The sequence below is a fragment of the Alsobacter ponti genome (assembly GCF_024294805.1).
In the GTDB taxonomy this organism is placed as follows: Bacteria; Pseudomonadota; Alphaproteobacteria; order Rhizobiales; family Beijerinckiaceae; genus Alsobacter; species Alsobacter ponti.
In genome coordinates this window covers 104310-119712 of the sequence record NZ_JANCLU010000014.1, presented here as the reverse complement: position 1 = coordinate 119712, position 15403 = coordinate 104310, and the positions used below count along the sequence as shown (strand labels likewise).

Below are 15403 nucleotides of genomic sequence, written 5' to 3'. Positions count from 1 at the left end.
GACTGGATCGCGGGTCGGTGGTTCGACATCCCCGGAAGCCTATGCAAAGCGCCGGGCCGGGGAAACTCACTTTGAGTTGAGCCCATGAAAAAGCCGCCGGGTCGCCCCGGCGGCTTTCGTCTCGTCCCGTGCGGGGCCGGTCAGGCCGCGGCGAGCCCGCGCAGCACGTACTGCATGATGCCGCCATTGTTGAAGTACTCGAGCTCGTCGAGCGTATCGATGCGGCAGATCAGCTTCACCGTGCGGGTCTTGCCGTCCGCCGAGGTGATCTCGGCTTCCAGCGTCTGGCGCGGCTTGAGGCCGGCGGACAGGCCCTTGATCGAGACCGTCTCGTCGCCCTTCAGGCCCAGCGTCTGCCAGGACTCGCCCTCCTGGAACACCAGCGGCATGACGCCCATGCCGACCAGGTTGGAGCGGTGGATGCGCTCGAACGACTGGGCGATGACGGCGCGCACGCCGAGCAGCGTCGTGCCCTTGGCCGCCCAGTCGCGCGACGAGCCGGTGCCGTACTCCTTGCCGGCGAAGACGACGAGCGGCGTCTTCTCCTTCTTGTACTTCATCGCCGCGTCGTAGATCGGCATCTGCTTGCCGTCCGGGTAGTGGATGGTGACGCCGCCCTCGACGCCGGGAACCATCTGGTTCTTGATGCGGATATTGGCGAAGGTGCCCCGCATCATCACCTCGTGGTTGCCGCGCCGCGTGCCGTACTGGTTGAAGTCGGCCGGCTCGACCTTGTTGGCGATGAGGTACTTGCCGGCCGGCGAGGCCGCCTTGATCGACCCGGCCGGGGAGATGTGGTCGGTGGTGATCGAGTCGAGGAACAGGCCGAGAATGCGCGCGCCCTTGATGTCCTCGATCGGCTTCGGCTCGGCCTTCATGCCGTCGAAATAAGGCGGGTTCTGCACGTAGGTCGAGCTGTTGTCCCACCCGTAGGTGAGGCCGCCCTCGACCTTGATCTTGCGCCAGTTGGCGTCGCCCTTGAAGACGTCGGCGTACTTGGCCTTGAACAGCGCCTTCGTCACCGTCTTGCGGATGGTGTCGTCGACTTCCTTCGAGCTCGGCCAGATGTCCTTGAGGTAGACGGGCTTGCCCTTCTTGTCGACGCCGATCGGCTCCTTCGCGAGGTCGACCTGCAGCGAGCCGGCCAGCGCGTAGGCGACCACCAGCGGCGGCGAGGCCAGGTAGTTGGCGCGCACGTCCGGATTGACGCGGCCCTCGAAGTTGCGGTTGCCCGAGAGCACGGCCGCGGCGACGAGGTCGTTGTCGTTGATCGCCTTCGAAACCTCGGACGGCAGCGGGCCGGAGTTGCCGATGCACGTGGTGCAGCCGAAGCCGACGAGGTTGAAGCCGAGCTTGTCGAGCGACTTCTGCAGGCCGGACTTGGCGAGGTACTCCGCCACGACCTGGGAGCCCGGCGCGAGCGACGTCTTCACCCACGGCTTCACCGTCAGGCCAGCCGCCACGGCGTTGCGCGCCAGCAGCCCCGCCGCGATCATCACGCCCGGGTTGGACGTGTTGGTGCAGGAGGTGATGGCGGCGATCACCACGTCGCCATTGCCGAGGTCGAAGTTCTTGCCCTCGACGGGGAAGCGCTTCGTCAGATCGGCGGCCGGCTTCTTGAACTCGCCGGCGAGCGCCTCGGCGAAGCCCTTGCTGGCTTCGGCGAGCAGCACGCGGTCCTGCGGGCGCTTCGGCCCGGCGATCGACGGCTGCACCGTCGACAGGTCCAGCTCCAGCGTGTCGGTGAACACCGGGTCCGGCGTGGCGCGGGTGCGGAACATGCCCTGCGCCTTGGCGAACTTCTCGACCAGCGCGACGCGGCCGGGCTGGCGGCCGGAGGTCTTGAGGAAGTCCAGCGTCTCGGCGTCGACCGGGAAGAAGCCGCAGGTCGCGCCGTACTCGGGCGCCATGTTGGCGATGGTCGCGCGGTCCGCCAGCGTCAGCGCGCCGAGGCCGGGGCCGAAGAACTCGACGAACTTGCCGACCACGCCCTTCTTGCGCAGCATCTGCGTGACGGTGAGCACCACGTCCGTGGCGGTGACGCCTTCGCGGATGCGGCCGGTGAGCTTGAAGCCGACGACCTCGGGGATCAGCATCGAGATCGGCTGGCCGAGCATGGCCGCCTCGGCCTCGATGCCGCCGACGCCCCAGCCCAGCACCGCCATGCCGTTCACCATGGTGGTGTGGCTGTCCGTGCCGACCAGCGTGTCGGGATAGGCGGTCTCCTGCACCTCGATGCGGCCCTTGGCGTTGCGCACCCTCTCGCGCTTCGTCCACACCGTCTGGGCGAGGTACTCCAGGTTCACCTGATGGCAGATGCCAGTGCCGGGCGGCACCACGCGGAAGTTCTCGAACGCCTTCTGGCCCCAGCGCAGGAAGTTGTAGCGCTCGCCGTTGCGGGCGTATTCGAGCGCCACGTTCTGCTTCAGCGCCTTCGGCGTGCCGAACTCGTCGACGATGACCGAGTGGTCGATTACGAGGTCGACGGGCACCAGCGGGTTGATCTTGCGGGGATCGGCGCCGAGCGACTTCATGGCGTCGCGCATGGCGGCGAGGTCGACCACCGCCGGCACGCCCGTGAAGTCCTGCATCAGCACGCGGGCCGGGCGGAAGGCGATCTCGCGCTCGGACTTGCCCTTGGTGGCGAGCCACTCGACCGTGGCCAGGATGTCCTCCTTGGTCACCGTGCGGCCGTCCTCGAAGCGCAGAAGGTTCTCGAGCAGGACCTTGAGGGAGAAGGGCAGGCTGCCGGCGCCCTTCAGGCCGTTCTTCTCGGCGTCCTTCAGCGAGTAATAGTAGTAGGTCTTGGCGCCGACCTTGAGCTTCTTGCGGCAGTTGAAGCTGTCGAGTGAAACAGACACGGGCAAATCCTCTCGGGGTTCGGTTGGCAGACGGCCGGAATGCGTGAACACGCGCGCCGCCCCGGGAGTGCCCGGATCCCCGCGCTGGATAAAGCGCTCGGCGCAGCCGAAGCGCCTTATAGATAATTTCGGGCGAAGCCGCTACACGAACGAAAGTAGCTCCCCGAAGGTGATGTTTCGCCCGATGCGCCTGACTGTGGCCGACCTCGATTGCCAGCGCTCCGGGCGTTTCGTCTTCTCCGGCCTGTCGTTCGAGCTCGGCGGCGGCGAGGCGCTGGCGCTCACCGGGCGCAACGGCGCGGGCAAGTCCAGCCTGCTGCAGATCCTGGCAGGCCTGCTGCAGCCGGCGGCCGGGCGGATCGCCGTCGACGGGACGGGCGACGACCTCACGCTGCCGGAGCTGGCGCACTATGTCGGCCACCGCGACGCCCTCAAGCCGGCGCTGACGCCCCTCGAGAGCCTCGCCTTCTGGCAGGCCATGCTGGGCGAGCCGGCCATGACGCCCGACGAGGCGCTCGACCGCATGTCGCTCGACCACGCCGCCGACCTGCCCTGCGCCTATCTCTCGGCGGGGCAGCGGCGGCGGCTCGCGCTCGCCCGCCTGCTGGTGTCGCGCCGCCCGGTGTGGCTGCTCGACGAGCCGACCTCGGCGCTCGACGCCGCCTCGCAGGAGGTGTTCGCCGGCCTCGTCGCCGCGCACCTCGCCTCGGACGGGCTGGTGATCGCGGCGACGCACGTGCCGCTCGGCTTCGAGGCGGCGCGCACGCTTCGGCTGGGAGAACCGACATGAGCGCGCTGCGCGCCCTCCTCCTGCGCGAGCTGAGGCTCGCCGCGCGCATCGGCGGCGGCGGCGCGATGGGGCTCGTCTTCTTCCTGATGCTGGTCACCGTCGTGCCGTTCGCCGTCGGCCCCGACCTCAACCTGCTGTCGCGCATCGGCCCGGCCATCCTGTGGATCGCCGCCGCCCTGGCGACGTTGCTCGGCCTCGACCGTCTGTTCCAGGCCGACGCCGAGGACGGCTCGCTCGACCTGCTGATGATGTCGCGCACGCCGCTGGAGGCGATCGTGCTCGTCAAGGCCGCGGCCCACTGGCTCGCCACCGGCCTGCCGCTCGCCCTGGCCGCCCCGTTCCTGGGCCTGCTGCTGGCGCTGACCCCCGAGGCGATGGGCGGCATGGCCGTGACGCTGCTGGTCGGCACGCCCGCCCTGACCTTCATCGGCGCGACCGGCGCGGCGCTCACCGCCAGCCTGCGCCGCGGCGGGCTAGTGCTCTCCATCCTGGTGCTGCCGCTGATGGTGCCGGTGCTCATCTTCGGCGTGTCGGCCGCCAACGCCGCAAGCGGCGGCACCGTGCCTTTCATGACACCCTTTCTGGTTTTATGCGCCCTGAGCCTGATGGCGATGGCGGTGGGCACGCTGGGCGCCGCCGCCGCGCTGCGCGCCGCGACCGCCTGAGGCCGCCAAGCTCGGGCGGAAGCACCGATTGCGCGGACTTGCGGCTTGCGTTATGCGCTTCATGAACCTTCGTCGTACACAGGGAACCCACAACATGGCGGATCACGGCTTGGCGCAGGGCGGACATCCCGCGATGGATTACGCGGAACACGAGCGCACCTACCGCGCCTTCGTCTCGTTCGCCAAGTGGGGCACGGGCGCTGTCATCGTCGTCCTCATCCTGATGGCGATCTTCCTTCTTTGACACAGTCGCGCTGAAATTGATTCACGTCTGACAGGCGCGAACTCTGGCGCCTTCTCATTCCGGGGAGCGCCCGATGCGCATAGCCGTCATCACCGAGAGCGAAGCGCAGGAAAGCCGCGTCGCGGCGACGCCTGAGACCGTGAAGAAGCTGGCGGCGCTGGGCGCGACGCTGGTGGTCCAGGCCGGGGCCGGGCTGAAGTCGGGCGTCACCGACGCCGAGTACGAGGCCGCCGGCGCGACGATCGCCGCCGACGCCGCGACGGCGCTGGCCGACGCCGACGTGGTGCTGAAGGTGCGCCGCCCGAACGCCGCCGAACTCAAGGCGACGAAGCGCGGCGCGCTGGTGCTGGCGATCATGGACCCCTACGGCGCGGACGCCGCGCTGAAGGCGATGGCCGAGGCCGGCGTCTCCTCCTTCGCCATGGAGCTGATGCCGCGCATCACCCGCGCCCAGGTGATGGACGTTCTCTCATCGCAGGCCAACCTCGCCGGCTACCGGGCGGTGGTCGACGGCGCGGCGGAGTACGGCCGCGCGTTGCCGATGATGATGACCGCCGCCGGCACGGTGCCCGCCGCCCGCATCTTCGTGATGGGCGTCGGCGTCGCCGGCCTGCAGGCGATCGCCACGGCCCGCCGCCTCGGCGCGGTCGTCACCGCCACCGACGTCCGCCCGGCCACCAAGGAGCAGGTGGAATCGCTCGGCGCCAAGTTCGTCGCCGTCGAGGACGACGAGTTCAAGCAGGCGGAGACGGCCGGCGGCTACGCCAAGGAGATGTCGAAGGAGTACCAGGCCAAGCAGGCCGCGCTGGTCGCCTCGCACATCGCCAAGCAGGACATCGTCATCACCACCGCGCTGATCCCCGGCCGCCCCGCGCCCCGGCTGGTGTCGGAGGACATGGTCGCCTCGATGCGCCCCGGCTCGGTGCTGGTCGATCTCGCGGTGGAGCGCGGCGGCAACGTCGCCGGCGTCAAGCCCGGCAAGGTCGTGACGACCGCCAACGGCGTGAAGATCGTCGGCCACCTCAACGTCCCCGGCCGCCTGGCGGCGACGGCGTCGGGCCTCTACGCCCGCAACCTCTTCAATTTCCTCGAGACGATGATCGACAAGTCGGCCAAGACGCTGGCGGTCAACTGGGACGACGAGCTGGTGAAGGCGACCAACCTGACGCGGGACGGCGCCGTGACGCACCCGAGCTTCCAGCCCAAGCCCGCCGCGCCCGCGGCCTGAGGGGAGACGAGAATGGCCAACGAAACGCCCCAGCAGCTCCTCGAGAAGGCCCAGGCGGCCGCGCGGCTGGCGCGCGACGCCGCCGACTCGGCGCAGGCCTATGCCGACCAGATCGCCACGGGAGCGGGCGCGGCGGCGCACGCGGTCACCGGCGGGGCCATCGACCCCTTCGTGTTCCGCCTCGCCATCTTCGTGCTGGCGGTGTTCGTCGGCTACTACGTGGTGTGGTCGGTGACGCCGGCCCTGCACACGCCGCTGATGTCGGTGACCAACGCGATCTCCTCGGTGATCGTGGTCGGCGCGCTGCTGGCGGTGGGCGTCGACGCCGGCGCGGTCGGGCAGGACGGCCCGCTCTGGGCGCGGGTGCTCGGCTTCTTCGCGCTGATCCTCGCCAGCGTGAACATCTTCGGCGGCTTCCTCGTCACCCAGCGCATGCTCGGCATGTACAAGAAGAAGGGCTGAGCCATGAGCGCCAATCTCGCAGCCCTTCTCTACCTGGTTTCGGGCGTCCTCTTCATCCTGGCGCTGCGCGGCCTGTCGTCGCCGGCGTCCAGCCGCCAGGGCAATCTCTTCGGCATGGTGGGCATGGGCATCGCCATGGTCACCACGCTGCTCGTTTCGCCCCCGTCGGGGGTGATGGGCTGGCTGCTGGTGATCGTCGGCCTCGCCATCGGCGGCGGCGGCGGCGCGGTGGTCGCCCGGCGCATCCCGATGACGGCGATGCCGCAGCTCGTCGCCTTCTTCCATTCGCTGGTTGGCCTCGCGGCCGTTCTGGTGGCGGCCGGCGCGCTGTACGCGCCGCAGGCCTTCGGCATCGGCGCGCCCGGCCAGATCCACGCCTCCAGCCTGGTGGAGATGGCGCTGGGCGTGGCCATCGGCGCGGTCACCTTTACCGGCTCCGTCATCGCCTTCCTCAAGCTCGACGGGCGGATGAGCGGCAAGCCGATCCTGCTGCCGCAGCGCCACGTCATCAATGCGGCGCTGGGCGCGGCGCTGGTGCTGGCCATCGCGCTCTTCGTCACCACGGAGAGCCACGGGCTGTTCTGGCTGATCGTGCTCGGCAGCTTCGCGCTCGGCGTTCTGATCATCGTGCCGATCGGCGGGGCGGACATGCCGGTCGTCGTGTCGATGCTCAACTCCTACTCCGGCTGGGCGGCGGCGGGCATCGGCTTCACGCTGGGCAACCTGGCGCTGATCATCACCGGCGCGCTGGTCGGCTCCTCGGGCGCGATCCTGTCCTACATCATGTGCAAGGGCATGAACCGCAGCTTCATCTCGGTCATTCTCGGCGGCTTCGGCGGCGAGACCGCGGCGGCCGGCGCCGGCGAGAAGGAGGCCCGGCCGATCAAGCAGGGTTCGGCCGAAGACGCCGCCTTCATGATGAAGAACGCCTCCAAGGTGATCATCGTGCCGGGCTACGGCATGGCGGTGGCGCAGGCCCAGCATGCGCTGCGCGAGATGGCCGACCTGCTCAAGAAGGACGGCGTCGAGGTCAAGTACGCCATCCACCCGGTGGCGGGCCGCATGCCGGGCCACATGAACGTGCTGCTGGCCGAGGCCAACGTGCCCTACGACGAGGTGTTCGAGCTGGAGGACATCAACTCCGAGTTCGGGCAGACGGACGTCGCCTTCGTCATCGGCGCCAACGACGTCACCAACCCGGCCGCCAAGACGGACCCGACCTCGCCGATCTTCGGCATGCCGATTCTCGACGTCGAGAAGGCCAAGACGGTGCTGTTCGTGAAGCGTGGCATGGGCTCCGGCTACGCCGGAGTCGAGAACGAGCTGTTCTTCAAGGACAACACGCTGATGCTGTTCGCCGACGCCAAGAAGATGGTCGACGAGATCAACAAGTCCCTCGCCCACTGAGCGGACTCTTCTCCAACCGATCGACCGACGGCCGGGCTCGCGCCGGCCGTCGCCGTTTCAGGCGCGCGCCGGACGTCAGCGGGACGGCGTGTCGGGCACCCACACATAGCCCTCGTCGTCGACGATGTGGCATTCGCGCAGCCCGTGCGGCTTGTCCATGCTCCCGGCCATGACGACGAAGCCAAGGGCGCGCGCCGCCGCCTCGGCGGCGTCGGGGTCGCGGCCGTGCAGCCGCAGTTCGGCCCCCACGCCGCGCGCGTCGCCGGCGGCGAGGCTGCCGTGCAGGGGGTGATCGCGATAGGTGTGGTCGGCGTGCAGCATCCACTCCGCCGCCCCGCGCCGCAGCACCGCGAAATCGGCGTCGCCGTAGACCAGCGTGGCGTCCAGCACCTCGCGGGCGAATTGCAGCGCGCGCGCCATGTCGCGCACCAGCAGATTGACGGAGAGGCCGGTCAGCGACCGGCCATAGGCGTCGGCCGGCATCCACGGCTCGCCCGTCCGCAGCTTCATCGCGCTCGTCCCCTCTCCCCGCGGGCGGGATGATGGGCGGCGACGCGGGCGGGGTCAACGCGGGCGCACGCGATCGCGCGGGCCGCACGGCGCGTCCGTGCTGGCAGTGAGGATTGTCAGGAGCATTGGGCGACGGCGCGACGGCCGCCGCCGCGGGGCGGCGTCAGAAGATGTTCCGGCCGCCGCCGCCGAGGCGGGCGAGGCCCTGCTTGGCCACCGCGTTGTTCTGGTCGATGGTGAGCGCGCGCTGGTAATTTTCCTGCGCCTTGGCGCGGTCGCCCTTGCGCTCGTAGGCGACGCCCAGCCCGGCCCAGCCGTCCGCGTTGCGATTGTCGACGTTAAGCGCGGCGTTGTAGTCCTCGATGGCCTGGTCGTACTTGCCGACCACGACGAGGCTCTGCGCGCGGGCCATGTAGGGCGCGCCGGCGAACGGGTCGCGGTCGATGGCCGCGTCGAAATCGTTGATCGCCTGCTGGTGCTGGCCCTGACGCTGATAGATCAGTCCGCGCGCGTGGTAGCCCTGCGCCGATTCGGGGCTGAGCTTGATGGCGGCCGACAGGTCGACGAAGGCCTGGTCGAAATTGCCCTGCGACCGCAGCAGGTTGGCGCGGCCGAGATAGGCCGGGCCGTAGTTGGAATTGGCCTGGATGGCGCGGTTGAAGTCGGCCAGCGCCTGGTCGTTGCGGTTGATCTGGCGCAGCGCCAGCGCGCGGTTGGTATACGCCGCCGCGTAGTTGGGATTGATCTCGACGGCGCGCGAGAAGTCCGCGATGGCGTCGCTGAACCGCCCGATGCGAGCATAGGCCGCGCCGCGCGTGTTGTAGGCGTTGGCGTCTGAGGGGTTGGCCTTGATGACCTCGCTCAGCGACGCAATGTTGACGGCCTGGGCGCCGGACTTGTCCTCGACGATCTCGGCCACGCCGGCCCCCGCGTTGACGCCGGTTCGCCCGCCGAACGAGTCGCAGGCGGAGAGCAGGCCGGCCACGGCCAGCAACGCCAGGGCTGCGGCGGCGCGGCGGCCGCCCCGCAAGGCGGCGTCATGGCGATCGGGGGACGCGGGAGCGGGAGAACGGCGGCGCATCGGATCGGTCCACCTGGATCTGCGGCCACACGGGGGCGCGGCCTGTTCCAAACGTTCAGGCGCCCAGCGACCGTCGGTCGGGGCGCCTGTCGGGCGTCTGAAGCGGGGCGAACCCCGGCGCGCTCAGCGCGCGGCGACCTTCGGCTTGGGAGCGGGCAGCAGACCCTCGCGCTGGGCGCGCTTGCGGGCCAGCTTGCGCGCGCGGCGGACGGCCTCGGCCTTCTCGCGGGCCCGCTTCTCGGACGGCTTCTCGTAATGCCCGCGCAGCTTCATCTCGCGGAAGATGCCTTCGCGCTGCATCTTCTTCTTGAGAGCCTTGAGGGCCTGATCGACGTTGTTGTCACGAACGAGAACCTGCACGCGGTCTTTCCCGTATCTTGAGTGAAAGCGATGAGGCGGGGCGTCCGAGCGGGGCGCTGCGCCAAGAGCCGGTGCGATAGCAGAAAGCGGCGCCGGTGTCCACTTGCCGCCCGCAAAAAATGCGCGGCTCGCGCTGAGGGAGCGCCGCCGGCGGCATCAGCCGCGCAGCACGCGCGTGACATGGCCCATCTTGCGGCCGGCCCGCGCCTCCGCCTTGCCGTAGAGGTGCAGATGGGCGTGGCCGTCGCGCAGCATGTCGAGCCAGCCCGCCGCCTCGTCGCCGACGAGGTTGCGCATCTCGATTCGGCCGAGCCGTGCCGGCGAGCCGAGCGGCCATCCGGCAATTGCGCGCACGTGCTGCTCGAACTGCGACGTCTCGGCCCCCTCGATGGTCCAGTGGCCGGAATTGTGGACCCGCGGCGCGATCTCGTTGACGAGAATGCGCTCGCGCCCGTCCTCTGCGAGCGCGAACATCTCGACGGCGAGCACACCCACGTAGTCGAGCTTCGTCGCGATGCGGGCGGCGTGCTCGACGGCGACGCGCGACGCCTCCGGCCCGAGCGCGGCCGGCACCGTCGTGAGCGCCAGGATGTGGTGGCGATGCACGTTCTCGCACACGTCGAAGGCGGCGACCGTGCCGTCCGCGCCGCGCGCCGCGACGACCGAGACCTCGCGCTCGAACGGAACGAAGGCCTCCAGGATCGCCGGCTGCATGCCGATGGCGTTCCACGCCTCTGCGAGATCGACGCCGGGCCTCACCATCGCCTGGCCCTTGCCGTCATAGCCAAAGCGCCGGGTCTTCAGCACGCTCGGGCGGCCCAGCTCCGCCGCCGCGCGCTCCAGGTCGGCGAGGCTGTCGACGGCACGATAGGCGGGCGTCGAAAGGCCGATGGCGTTGACGAAGTCCTTCTCGGCCAGCCGGTCCTGCGTGGTGGCGAGCGCGTTTGGGCCCGGCAACACCGGGACGCGAGCCGACAGGAAGGCCGCCGTGGCGGCCGGCACATTCTCAAACTCGTAGGTGACGACCGCGACGTCGGCCGCGAAGGCGGCCAGCGCCGCCTCGTCGTCATAGGCGGCCACGGTGCTGCGCGCCGCCACCTGGAAGGCGGGGCTCGCTTCGTCCGGGCAATAGACGTGACAGTCGAGCCCGAGCGGAGCGGCGGCCAGCGCCAGCATGCGCGCCAGCTGTCCACCCCCGAGAATGCCGATGCGGTCGCCGGGCTTCAGCATGTCAGGCCTCGTCGCTCGGCCGCTCGGCCACCGAGGCGGTCTGCCGGGCGCGGTACTCGTCCAGCCTCGCCGCGACGTCGTCGTCGGACACGCCGAGGATGGCGGCGGCCAGCAGGGCCGCGTTGACCGCGCCGGCCCGGCCGATGGCCAGCGTGCCGACCGGGATGCCGGCCGGCATCTGTACGATGGAGAGCAGGCTGTCCTGTCCCGACAGCGCCTTGGACTGCACGGGCACGCCCAGCACGGGCAGGCTGGTCATGGACGCCGCCATGCCGGGCAGGTGCGCGGCGCCGCCCGCGCCGGCGATGACCACCTTGAACCCTTGGGCCTTGGCCCCCTTGGCAAAGGCGACCAGCCGGTCGGGCGTGCGGTGCGCGGAGACGATCAGCGCCTCGTGGCCGATGGCCAGCGCGTCCAGCGTCTCGGCGGCGTGGCGCATCGTGTCCCAGTCCGACTGGCTGCCCATGATGATGGCGACTGGTCTGCCCGCCGCGGCCATTCGGTGCCTCCGTTTGACGCGCCCCGCGCGCGACCTTAAATTGAGGGCGCGGAGTATAGAGGCCGGCCTTTGAGGCGCAAGCGCCCGCCGCGCGTGTTTAAGATTCCATACTTTAGGTCTTTCCGGAGCCGATTTGAGCGACTTCCCCTCGGACGCGGTCGTTTCTTCCGACCAGATCATCGCCCGCCTGAGCCAGTCCCTGCGCGACGCCGAGGCGCGCATTCGCGAGCTCGAGAGGCTGGTCTACATCGACGAGCTGACGCGCGTCCTCAACCGCCGCGGGTTCCGCCAGGAGCTGGCGCGCTGCGCAGCCTACGCGACGCGCTACGAGGAACCCGCGACGCTGGTGCTGCTCGACGTCGACAGCTTCAAGCAGGTCAACGACACCTACGGACACCCCGCCGGCGACGCCGTGCTGGCCCAGGTCGCCAACGTGCTGAACCGGACGGTGCGCGCGTCCGACATCGTCGCCCGGCTCGGCGGCGACGAGTTCGCGCTGATCCTGATGCACGCCCAGCCGGAGGGCGCGCGACGCCTGGCCGACAACCTCCAACGCCGCGTGCGCGAGGCGCCGGCCAGCTGGGGCGGCCAGATCATCCCGGTCGAGGTCACGGCCGGCGTCGCGCCGATCCTGCCGAACCGCGCGCCGGAAGAGGCCATGGAGGCCGCCGATCGCGACCTCTACGCCGCCAAGCGCAGCCGCAAGGCGCTCGCTGTCTGATTTCGCGCGCGCCGCTCAGGCGATGATGTCGGGCGTCAGCTGGTCGGACAGCGCGATGATCCTGTCCTTCAGCCAGAGCTTTCGCTTCTTCAGCCGCTGGATCTGCAACTGATCGGCGGCGGTGATGCCTTCGAGGGCGTTGATCGCCGAATCCAGATCGCGGTGCTCCTCCCGCAGCATCGCCAGCTCGGACATCAGCTGTTCGTCCTGCGGTTCGCTCGGTGTGTTCGTCATCGCGGGTGCTGCACTGCATAAAGGGCGGCGCGACCGGCCGTCCAACCCCGTCACTATGGCCGCGCCGCCGGGATGCGGCAAGCTGTCTCGGTCGTCCGCGCAAGCCCCTGAACCTCCACGCGCTCAGTCGCGAGCGCGACGGTGGAGAGAGGGCGCGATGCACGCAAGAAGGGGTTTCGTCCCCGGCCGGCCTGTGGCAGGATGGTTTCGCAAGCAACCAATGGGAGGTTTTGCATGGCCTTACAGTCCCATCTTGCAGAGCTCGAGCGGAAGCATCAGGCGCTCGAAAAGGAGATTGAATCCGAGACTATTCGCCCCGCGGGTGACGATTTCAGGCTTGCCGAACTGAAAAGACGCAAGCTCCAATTGAAGGACGAGATCGAGAGACTGCGACAAGACATGAGCCAGCCCACGCTTCATTGAGGCGGCTCGATTCCCGGTGACATCCGGCCGCCGCGGCGACGCGGCGGCCTTTTTTGTGACGCCGGTCAGACGGCGAGCGCCATCTCGCGCAGCCGGAACTTCTGGATCTTGCCCGTCGAGGTCTTGGGCAGCTCGGCGAACACGAAATGGCGGGGGCACTTGAAGCCGGCGAGGTGCTGACGGCACCAGGCGGCCAGTTCGTCGGCCGTCGCCGCGTGCCCCGGCTTCAGTTCGACGAAGGCGCACGGCGTCTCGCCCCATTTCTCGTCCGGCTTGGCGACCACTGCCGCCGCCTGAACGGCCGGGTGCTTGAATAGCGCGTCCTCCACCTCGATGGAGGAGATGTTCTCCCCGCCCGAGATGATGATGTCCTTCGAGCGGTCCTTGAGCTGGATATAGCCATCCGGATGCTTCACGCCGAGGTCGCCGGAGTGGAACCAGCCCCCGGCGAACGCCTCGCGGGTCGCGCCGGGGTTCTTCAGATAGCCCTTCATCACCACGTTGCCGCGCATCATCACCTCGCCGAGCGTCTCGCCGTCGGCGGGCACGGGCCGCATCGTCGCGGGGTCGAGCACGTCGAGCCCGTCGAGCGCGAGGTAGCGCACGCCCTGGCGGGCCTTCTTGGCGGCCTGCCCGGCGCTGTCGAGCGCGTCCCAGTCGGCGTTCCAGTCGTTCACGACCGAGGGGCCGTAGGTTTCGGTGAGCCCGTAGAGATGCGTGACGTTGAAGCCCGCCGCCTTCATTTCCGCGAGCACGGCCTCGGGCGGAGGGGCGGCCGCCGTGAAGAACTCGACAACGCGCGGCAGCATCCGCTTCTCGGCCTCGGGCGCGTTCAGCAGCGTCGACATGATGATCGGTGCGCCGCACAGATGCGTCACCCCGTGGTCGGCGATGGCGTCGAAGATGGCGCGGGCGCGCACCTGGCGCAGGCACACATGCGTGCCGGCCACCGCCGAGATGGACCACGGGAAGCACCAGCCGTTGCAGTGGAACATCGGCAGCGTCCACAGATAGACGGGGTGCTTGCCCATGCCGCAGGTGACGATGTTGCCCGTCGCCAGCAGCGCCGCGCCGCGGTGGTGGTAGACCACGCCCTTGGGGTTGCCCGTCGTCCCCGACGTGTAGTTGAGCGCGATGGCGTCCCACTCGTCGCGGGGGAAGCGGCGGACATGGTCCTCCGTTCCCGAGGCCAGCAGCGCCTCGTACTCCATGGAGCCGATGCGCTCGCCCGGCCCGGCATATTCGGGGTCGTCGTAGTCCACCACCACGGGCTTCACCTTCGCCGCGGCGAGGGCCTGCGCCATCACCCGACTGAACTCGCGGTCGGCGATGACGACCTTGGCCTCGCCGTGATCGAGGGAGAAAGCGAGGATCGCCGGGTCGAGCCGCGTGTTCAGCGTGTTGAGCACGGCGCCGGTCATCGGCACGCCGTAGTGGCACTCCAGCATGGCGGGCGTGTTGCCCAGCATCACCGCCACGGTGTCGCCCTCCCCCACGCCCAGCGCCTCCAGCGCCGAGGCGAGCCGGCGAGCCCGGGCATGGAACTCGCGATAGGTGCGCCGCAGCGCGCCGTGAACGATGGCGACCCGGTCCGGATAGACGTCCGCGGCGCGCTCGAGGAAGGTCAGCGGCGTTAGCGGCTGGTAGTTCGCGGGATTCTTGTCGAGATCAGTGTCGTACGACGAACGAGCCATGGCGGAGCCTCCCTCGAGGGCGGACGCTAGCGCTCCGGCTCGCGCCCTTCAATGCTCTCGCCGGGTCAGCCGTGCAGCAGCTCGCGCACCGCGTCGGTGACGAGGCCGAGGCCGACCAGCAGCGTCAGTCCGTACACCACCATGTAGAAGCGCGTCGCGTCGATACGCTGGATCAGCCAGACGCCGCCGAGCGTCGCCACGATGGCGATCGGGAACAGCGCCGCCGATGAGGCGAGGTTTTCCGGCGAGAATTGCCCCAGCGCCAGATAGGGCACCGTTTTCAGCGCGTTGGTGGCGGCGAAGAACATGGTGTTCGTGCCCGCGTAGAGCGCCGGCGACAGGCGCAGGGGCATCACGTAGACCTGGAACGGCGGCCCGCCGGCGTGGGCGACGAAGCTCGTGTAGCCCGCCACCGCGCCCCAGAACACGCCGGGCGCGGGCTTGCCCGGGACAGGCGCCGGCTCCGTCTTCAGCGGCCGGCGACGCCAGAACATGGCGACGAAGACCACCGAGATGAGGCCGACGATGAGCCGCACCACCGCCTCCGACACCTGCGCGGCGATCAGCCAGCCGAAGCCGATGCCGAGGATCGTGCCCGGCAGCATGATGGCCAGCAGCCGCTTGTCGAAGGTGCGCCGGTAGGCCCACACGCTGACCATGTCCTGCACGATGAGGATCGGCAGCATGATGGCGGCGGCCTTGACCGGGGAGACGGCCAGCGAGAGCATCGACATGCTGAGCAGGCCGAGGCCGGAGAACCCGCCCTTGGACAGGCCCATCAGCACGACCGCCGGCACGGCGACGAGATAGAAGAACGGTTCGGAGATCAGAGGAAACACGGGGGAGTCGATCCAGAGGCGGGGCCGCGAATTTGCGGCCCCTCGCGCCGGCGTTCAAGCCGCGTTCTTGCATGGCTTCCCCCGGCCGAGCGGGGTCGACGAAGGGCGAACATCGAAAGTCGCTCCTGACGGGTCGGGGCGCGGGTGATACCTGA

At 69.5% G+C, this 15403-nt stretch carries 17 protein-coding genes; 8 read left to right on the top strand and 9 right to left on the bottom strand.

The genetic code is table 11. The features are described from left to right. Positions 1-140 precede the first annotated feature (140 nt). Positions 141-2861 (bottom strand): aconitate hydratase AcnA, encoded by a 2721-nt coding sequence (gene acnA, locus NK718_RS14855; protein WP_254743769.1) that lies wholly within the window; start codon positions 2859-2861, stop codon positions 141-143. A gap of 184 nt (positions 2862-3045) precedes the next feature. On the opposite strand from acnA, the gene ccmA reads away from it, so the two are divergent. The 6 genes from ccmA to NK718_RS14825 all read left to right on the top strand — a co-directional run bounded on the left by ccmA (position 3046) and on the right by NK718_RS14825 (position 7657). Further along, positions 3046-3651 (top strand): heme ABC exporter ATP-binding protein CcmA, encoded by a 606-nt coding sequence (ccmA, locus tag NK718_RS14850; RefSeq protein ID WP_254743767.1) that lies wholly within the window; start codon positions 3046-3048, stop codon positions 3649-3651. Next, on the top strand, positions 3648-4316 hold the full coding sequence (gene ccmB / locus NK718_RS14845) for a heme exporter protein CcmB (RefSeq protein ID WP_254743765.1): 669 nt from the start codon (positions 3648-3650) through the stop codon (positions 4314-4316). Before ccmA ends, ccmB begins: the two co-directional genes overlap by 4 nt. Positions 4317-4410: 94 nt before the next feature. After that, positions 4411-4560 (top strand): aa3-type cytochrome c oxidase subunit IV, encoded by a 150-nt coding sequence (locus tag NK718_RS14840; protein ID WP_254743763.1) that lies wholly within the window; start codon positions 4411-4413, stop codon positions 4558-4560. Positions 4561-4633: 73 nt separating this feature from the next. After that, on the top strand, positions 4634-5788 hold the full coding sequence (locus tag NK718_RS14835; RefSeq protein WP_254743761.1) for a Re/Si-specific NAD(P)(+) transhydrogenase subunit alpha: 1155 nt from the start codon (positions 4634-4636) through the stop codon (positions 5786-5788). Between the two features lie 12 nt (positions 5789-5800). After that, entirely contained in the window at positions 5801-6250 is a 450-nt protein-coding gene (locus NK718_RS14830) for an NAD(P) transhydrogenase subunit alpha part 2 (protein WP_254743759.1), read from the top strand. A 3-nt stretch (positions 6251-6253) separates the two neighbouring features. Continuing rightward, positions 6254-7657: an NAD(P)(+) transhydrogenase (Re/Si-specific) subunit beta gene (locus NK718_RS14825; protein WP_254743757.1), complete on the top strand. Its 1404-nt coding sequence runs from the start codon at positions 6254-6256 to the stop codon at positions 7655-7657. Between the two features lie 75 nt (positions 7658-7732). Here NK718_RS14825 and NK718_RS14820 read toward each other — a convergent pair whose 3' ends face one another. The 5 genes from NK718_RS14820 to purE all read right to left on the bottom strand — a co-directional run bounded on the left by NK718_RS14820 (position 7733) and on the right by purE (position 11337). Further along, positions 7733-8167, bottom strand: a complete 435-nt coding sequence (locus NK718_RS14820) for a VOC family protein (RefSeq protein ID WP_254743755.1) — start codon at positions 8165-8167, stop codon at positions 7733-7735. A gap of 163 nt (positions 8168-8330) precedes the next feature. Then, a complete protein-coding gene (locus NK718_RS14815) occupies positions 8331-9248 on the bottom strand; it encodes a tetratricopeptide repeat protein (RefSeq protein ID WP_254743753.1) in 918 nt (305 codons plus the stop codon). A 123-nt stretch (positions 9249-9371) separates the two neighbouring features. Beyond that, the gene (gene rpsU, locus NK718_RS14810) at positions 9372-9608 is read right to left on the bottom strand and encodes a 30S ribosomal protein S21 (protein ID WP_254743751.1); all 237 of its coding nucleotides are present in this window, start codon (positions 9606-9608) and stop codon (positions 9372-9374) included. Positions 9609-9764: 156 nt separating this feature from the next. Then, positions 9765-10838 (bottom strand): 5-(carboxyamino)imidazole ribonucleotide synthase, encoded by a 1074-nt coding sequence (locus tag NK718_RS14805; protein ID WP_254743749.1) that lies wholly within the window; start codon positions 10836-10838, stop codon positions 9765-9767. Position 10839: 1 nt separating this feature from the next. Beyond that, positions 10840-11337, bottom strand: coding sequence for a 5-(carboxyamino)imidazole ribonucleotide mutase (purE, locus tag NK718_RS14800; RefSeq protein ID WP_254743747.1), 498 nt, complete (start codon positions 11335-11337; stop codon positions 10840-10842). Positions 11338-11470: 133 nt separating this feature from the next. Here purE and NK718_RS14795 point away from each other — a divergent pair, with 133 nt between their 5' ends. Then, on the top strand, positions 11471-12058 hold the full coding sequence (locus NK718_RS14795; RefSeq protein ID WP_254743745.1) for a GGDEF domain-containing protein: 588 nt from the start codon (positions 11471-11473) through the stop codon (positions 12056-12058). A gap of 15 nt (positions 12059-12073) precedes the next feature. Here NK718_RS14795 and NK718_RS14790 read toward each other — a convergent pair whose 3' ends face one another. Beyond that, the gene (locus tag NK718_RS14790; protein WP_254743743.1) at positions 12074-12292 is read right to left on the bottom strand and encodes a YdcH family protein; all 219 of its coding nucleotides are present in this window, start codon (positions 12290-12292) and stop codon (positions 12074-12076) included. A 234-nt stretch (positions 12293-12526) separates the two neighbouring features. Here NK718_RS14790 and NK718_RS14785 point away from each other — a divergent pair, with 234 nt between their 5' ends. Continuing rightward, entirely contained in the window at positions 12527-12715 is a 189-nt protein-coding gene (locus NK718_RS14785) for a YdcH family protein (RefSeq protein WP_254743741.1), read from the top strand. A gap of 65 nt (positions 12716-12780) precedes the next feature. Here the strand turns inward: NK718_RS14785 and NK718_RS14780 are convergent, their stop codons facing one another. Further along, positions 12781-14409: an acyl-CoA synthetase gene (locus tag NK718_RS14780; protein WP_254743739.1), complete on the bottom strand. Its 1629-nt coding sequence runs from the start codon at positions 14407-14409 to the stop codon at positions 12781-12783. 65 nt (positions 14410-14474) lie between these two features. Beyond that, positions 14475-15248: a sulfite exporter TauE/SafE family protein gene (locus NK718_RS14775; RefSeq protein WP_371877294.1), complete on the bottom strand. Its 774-nt coding sequence runs from the start codon at positions 15246-15248 to the stop codon at positions 14475-14477. Positions 15249-15403: the final 155 nt, after the last annotated feature.

Bases quoted from the DNA above. Each gene is read 5' to 3' on its own strand.
- ccmA (WP_254743767.1), top strand. From the start codon at position 3,046: ATGCGCCTGACTGTGGCCGACCTCGATTGCCAGCGCTCCGGGCGTTTC.
- ccmB (WP_254743765.1), top strand. From the start codon at position 3,648: ATGAGCGCGCTGCGCGCCCTCCTCCTGCGCGAGCTGAGGCTCGCCGCG.
- NK718_RS14840 (WP_254743763.1), top strand. From the start codon at position 4,411: ATGGCGGATCACGGCTTGGCGCAGGGCGGACATCCCGCGATGGATTAC.
- NK718_RS14835 (WP_254743761.1), top strand. From the start codon at position 4,634: ATGCGCATAGCCGTCATCACCGAGAGCGAAGCGCAGGAAAGCCGCGTC.
- NK718_RS14830 (WP_254743759.1), top strand. From the start codon at position 5,801: ATGGCCAACGAAACGCCCCAGCAGCTCCTCGAGAAGGCCCAGGCGGCC.
- NK718_RS14825 (WP_254743757.1), top strand. From the start codon at position 6,254: ATGAGCGCCAATCTCGCAGCCCTTCTCTACCTGGTTTCGGGCGTCCTC.
- NK718_RS14820 (WP_254743755.1), bottom strand. From the start codon at position 8,167: ATGAAGCTGCGGACGGGCGAGCCGTGGATGCCGGCCGACGCCTATGGC.
- NK718_RS14815 (WP_254743753.1), bottom strand. From the start codon at position 9,248: ATGCGCCGCCGTTCTCCCGCTCCCGCGTCCCCCGATCGCCATGACGCC.
- NK718_RS14805 (WP_254743749.1), bottom strand. From the start codon at position 10,838: ATGCTGAAGCCCGGCGACCGCATCGGCATTCTCGGGGGTGGACAGCTG.
- purE (WP_254743747.1), bottom strand. From the start codon at position 11,337: ATGGCCGCGGCGGGCAGACCAGTCGCCATCATCATGGGCAGCCAGTCG.
- NK718_RS14790 (WP_254743743.1), bottom strand. From the start codon at position 12,292: ATGACGAACACACCGAGCGAACCGCAGGACGAACAGCTGATGTCCGAG.
- NK718_RS14785 (WP_254743741.1), top strand. From the start codon at position 12,527: ATGGCCTTACAGTCCCATCTTGCAGAGCTCGAGCGGAAGCATCAGGCG.
- NK718_RS14780 (WP_254743739.1), bottom strand. From the start codon at position 14,409: ATGGCTCGTTCGTCGTACGACACTGATCTCGACAAGAATCCCGCGAAC.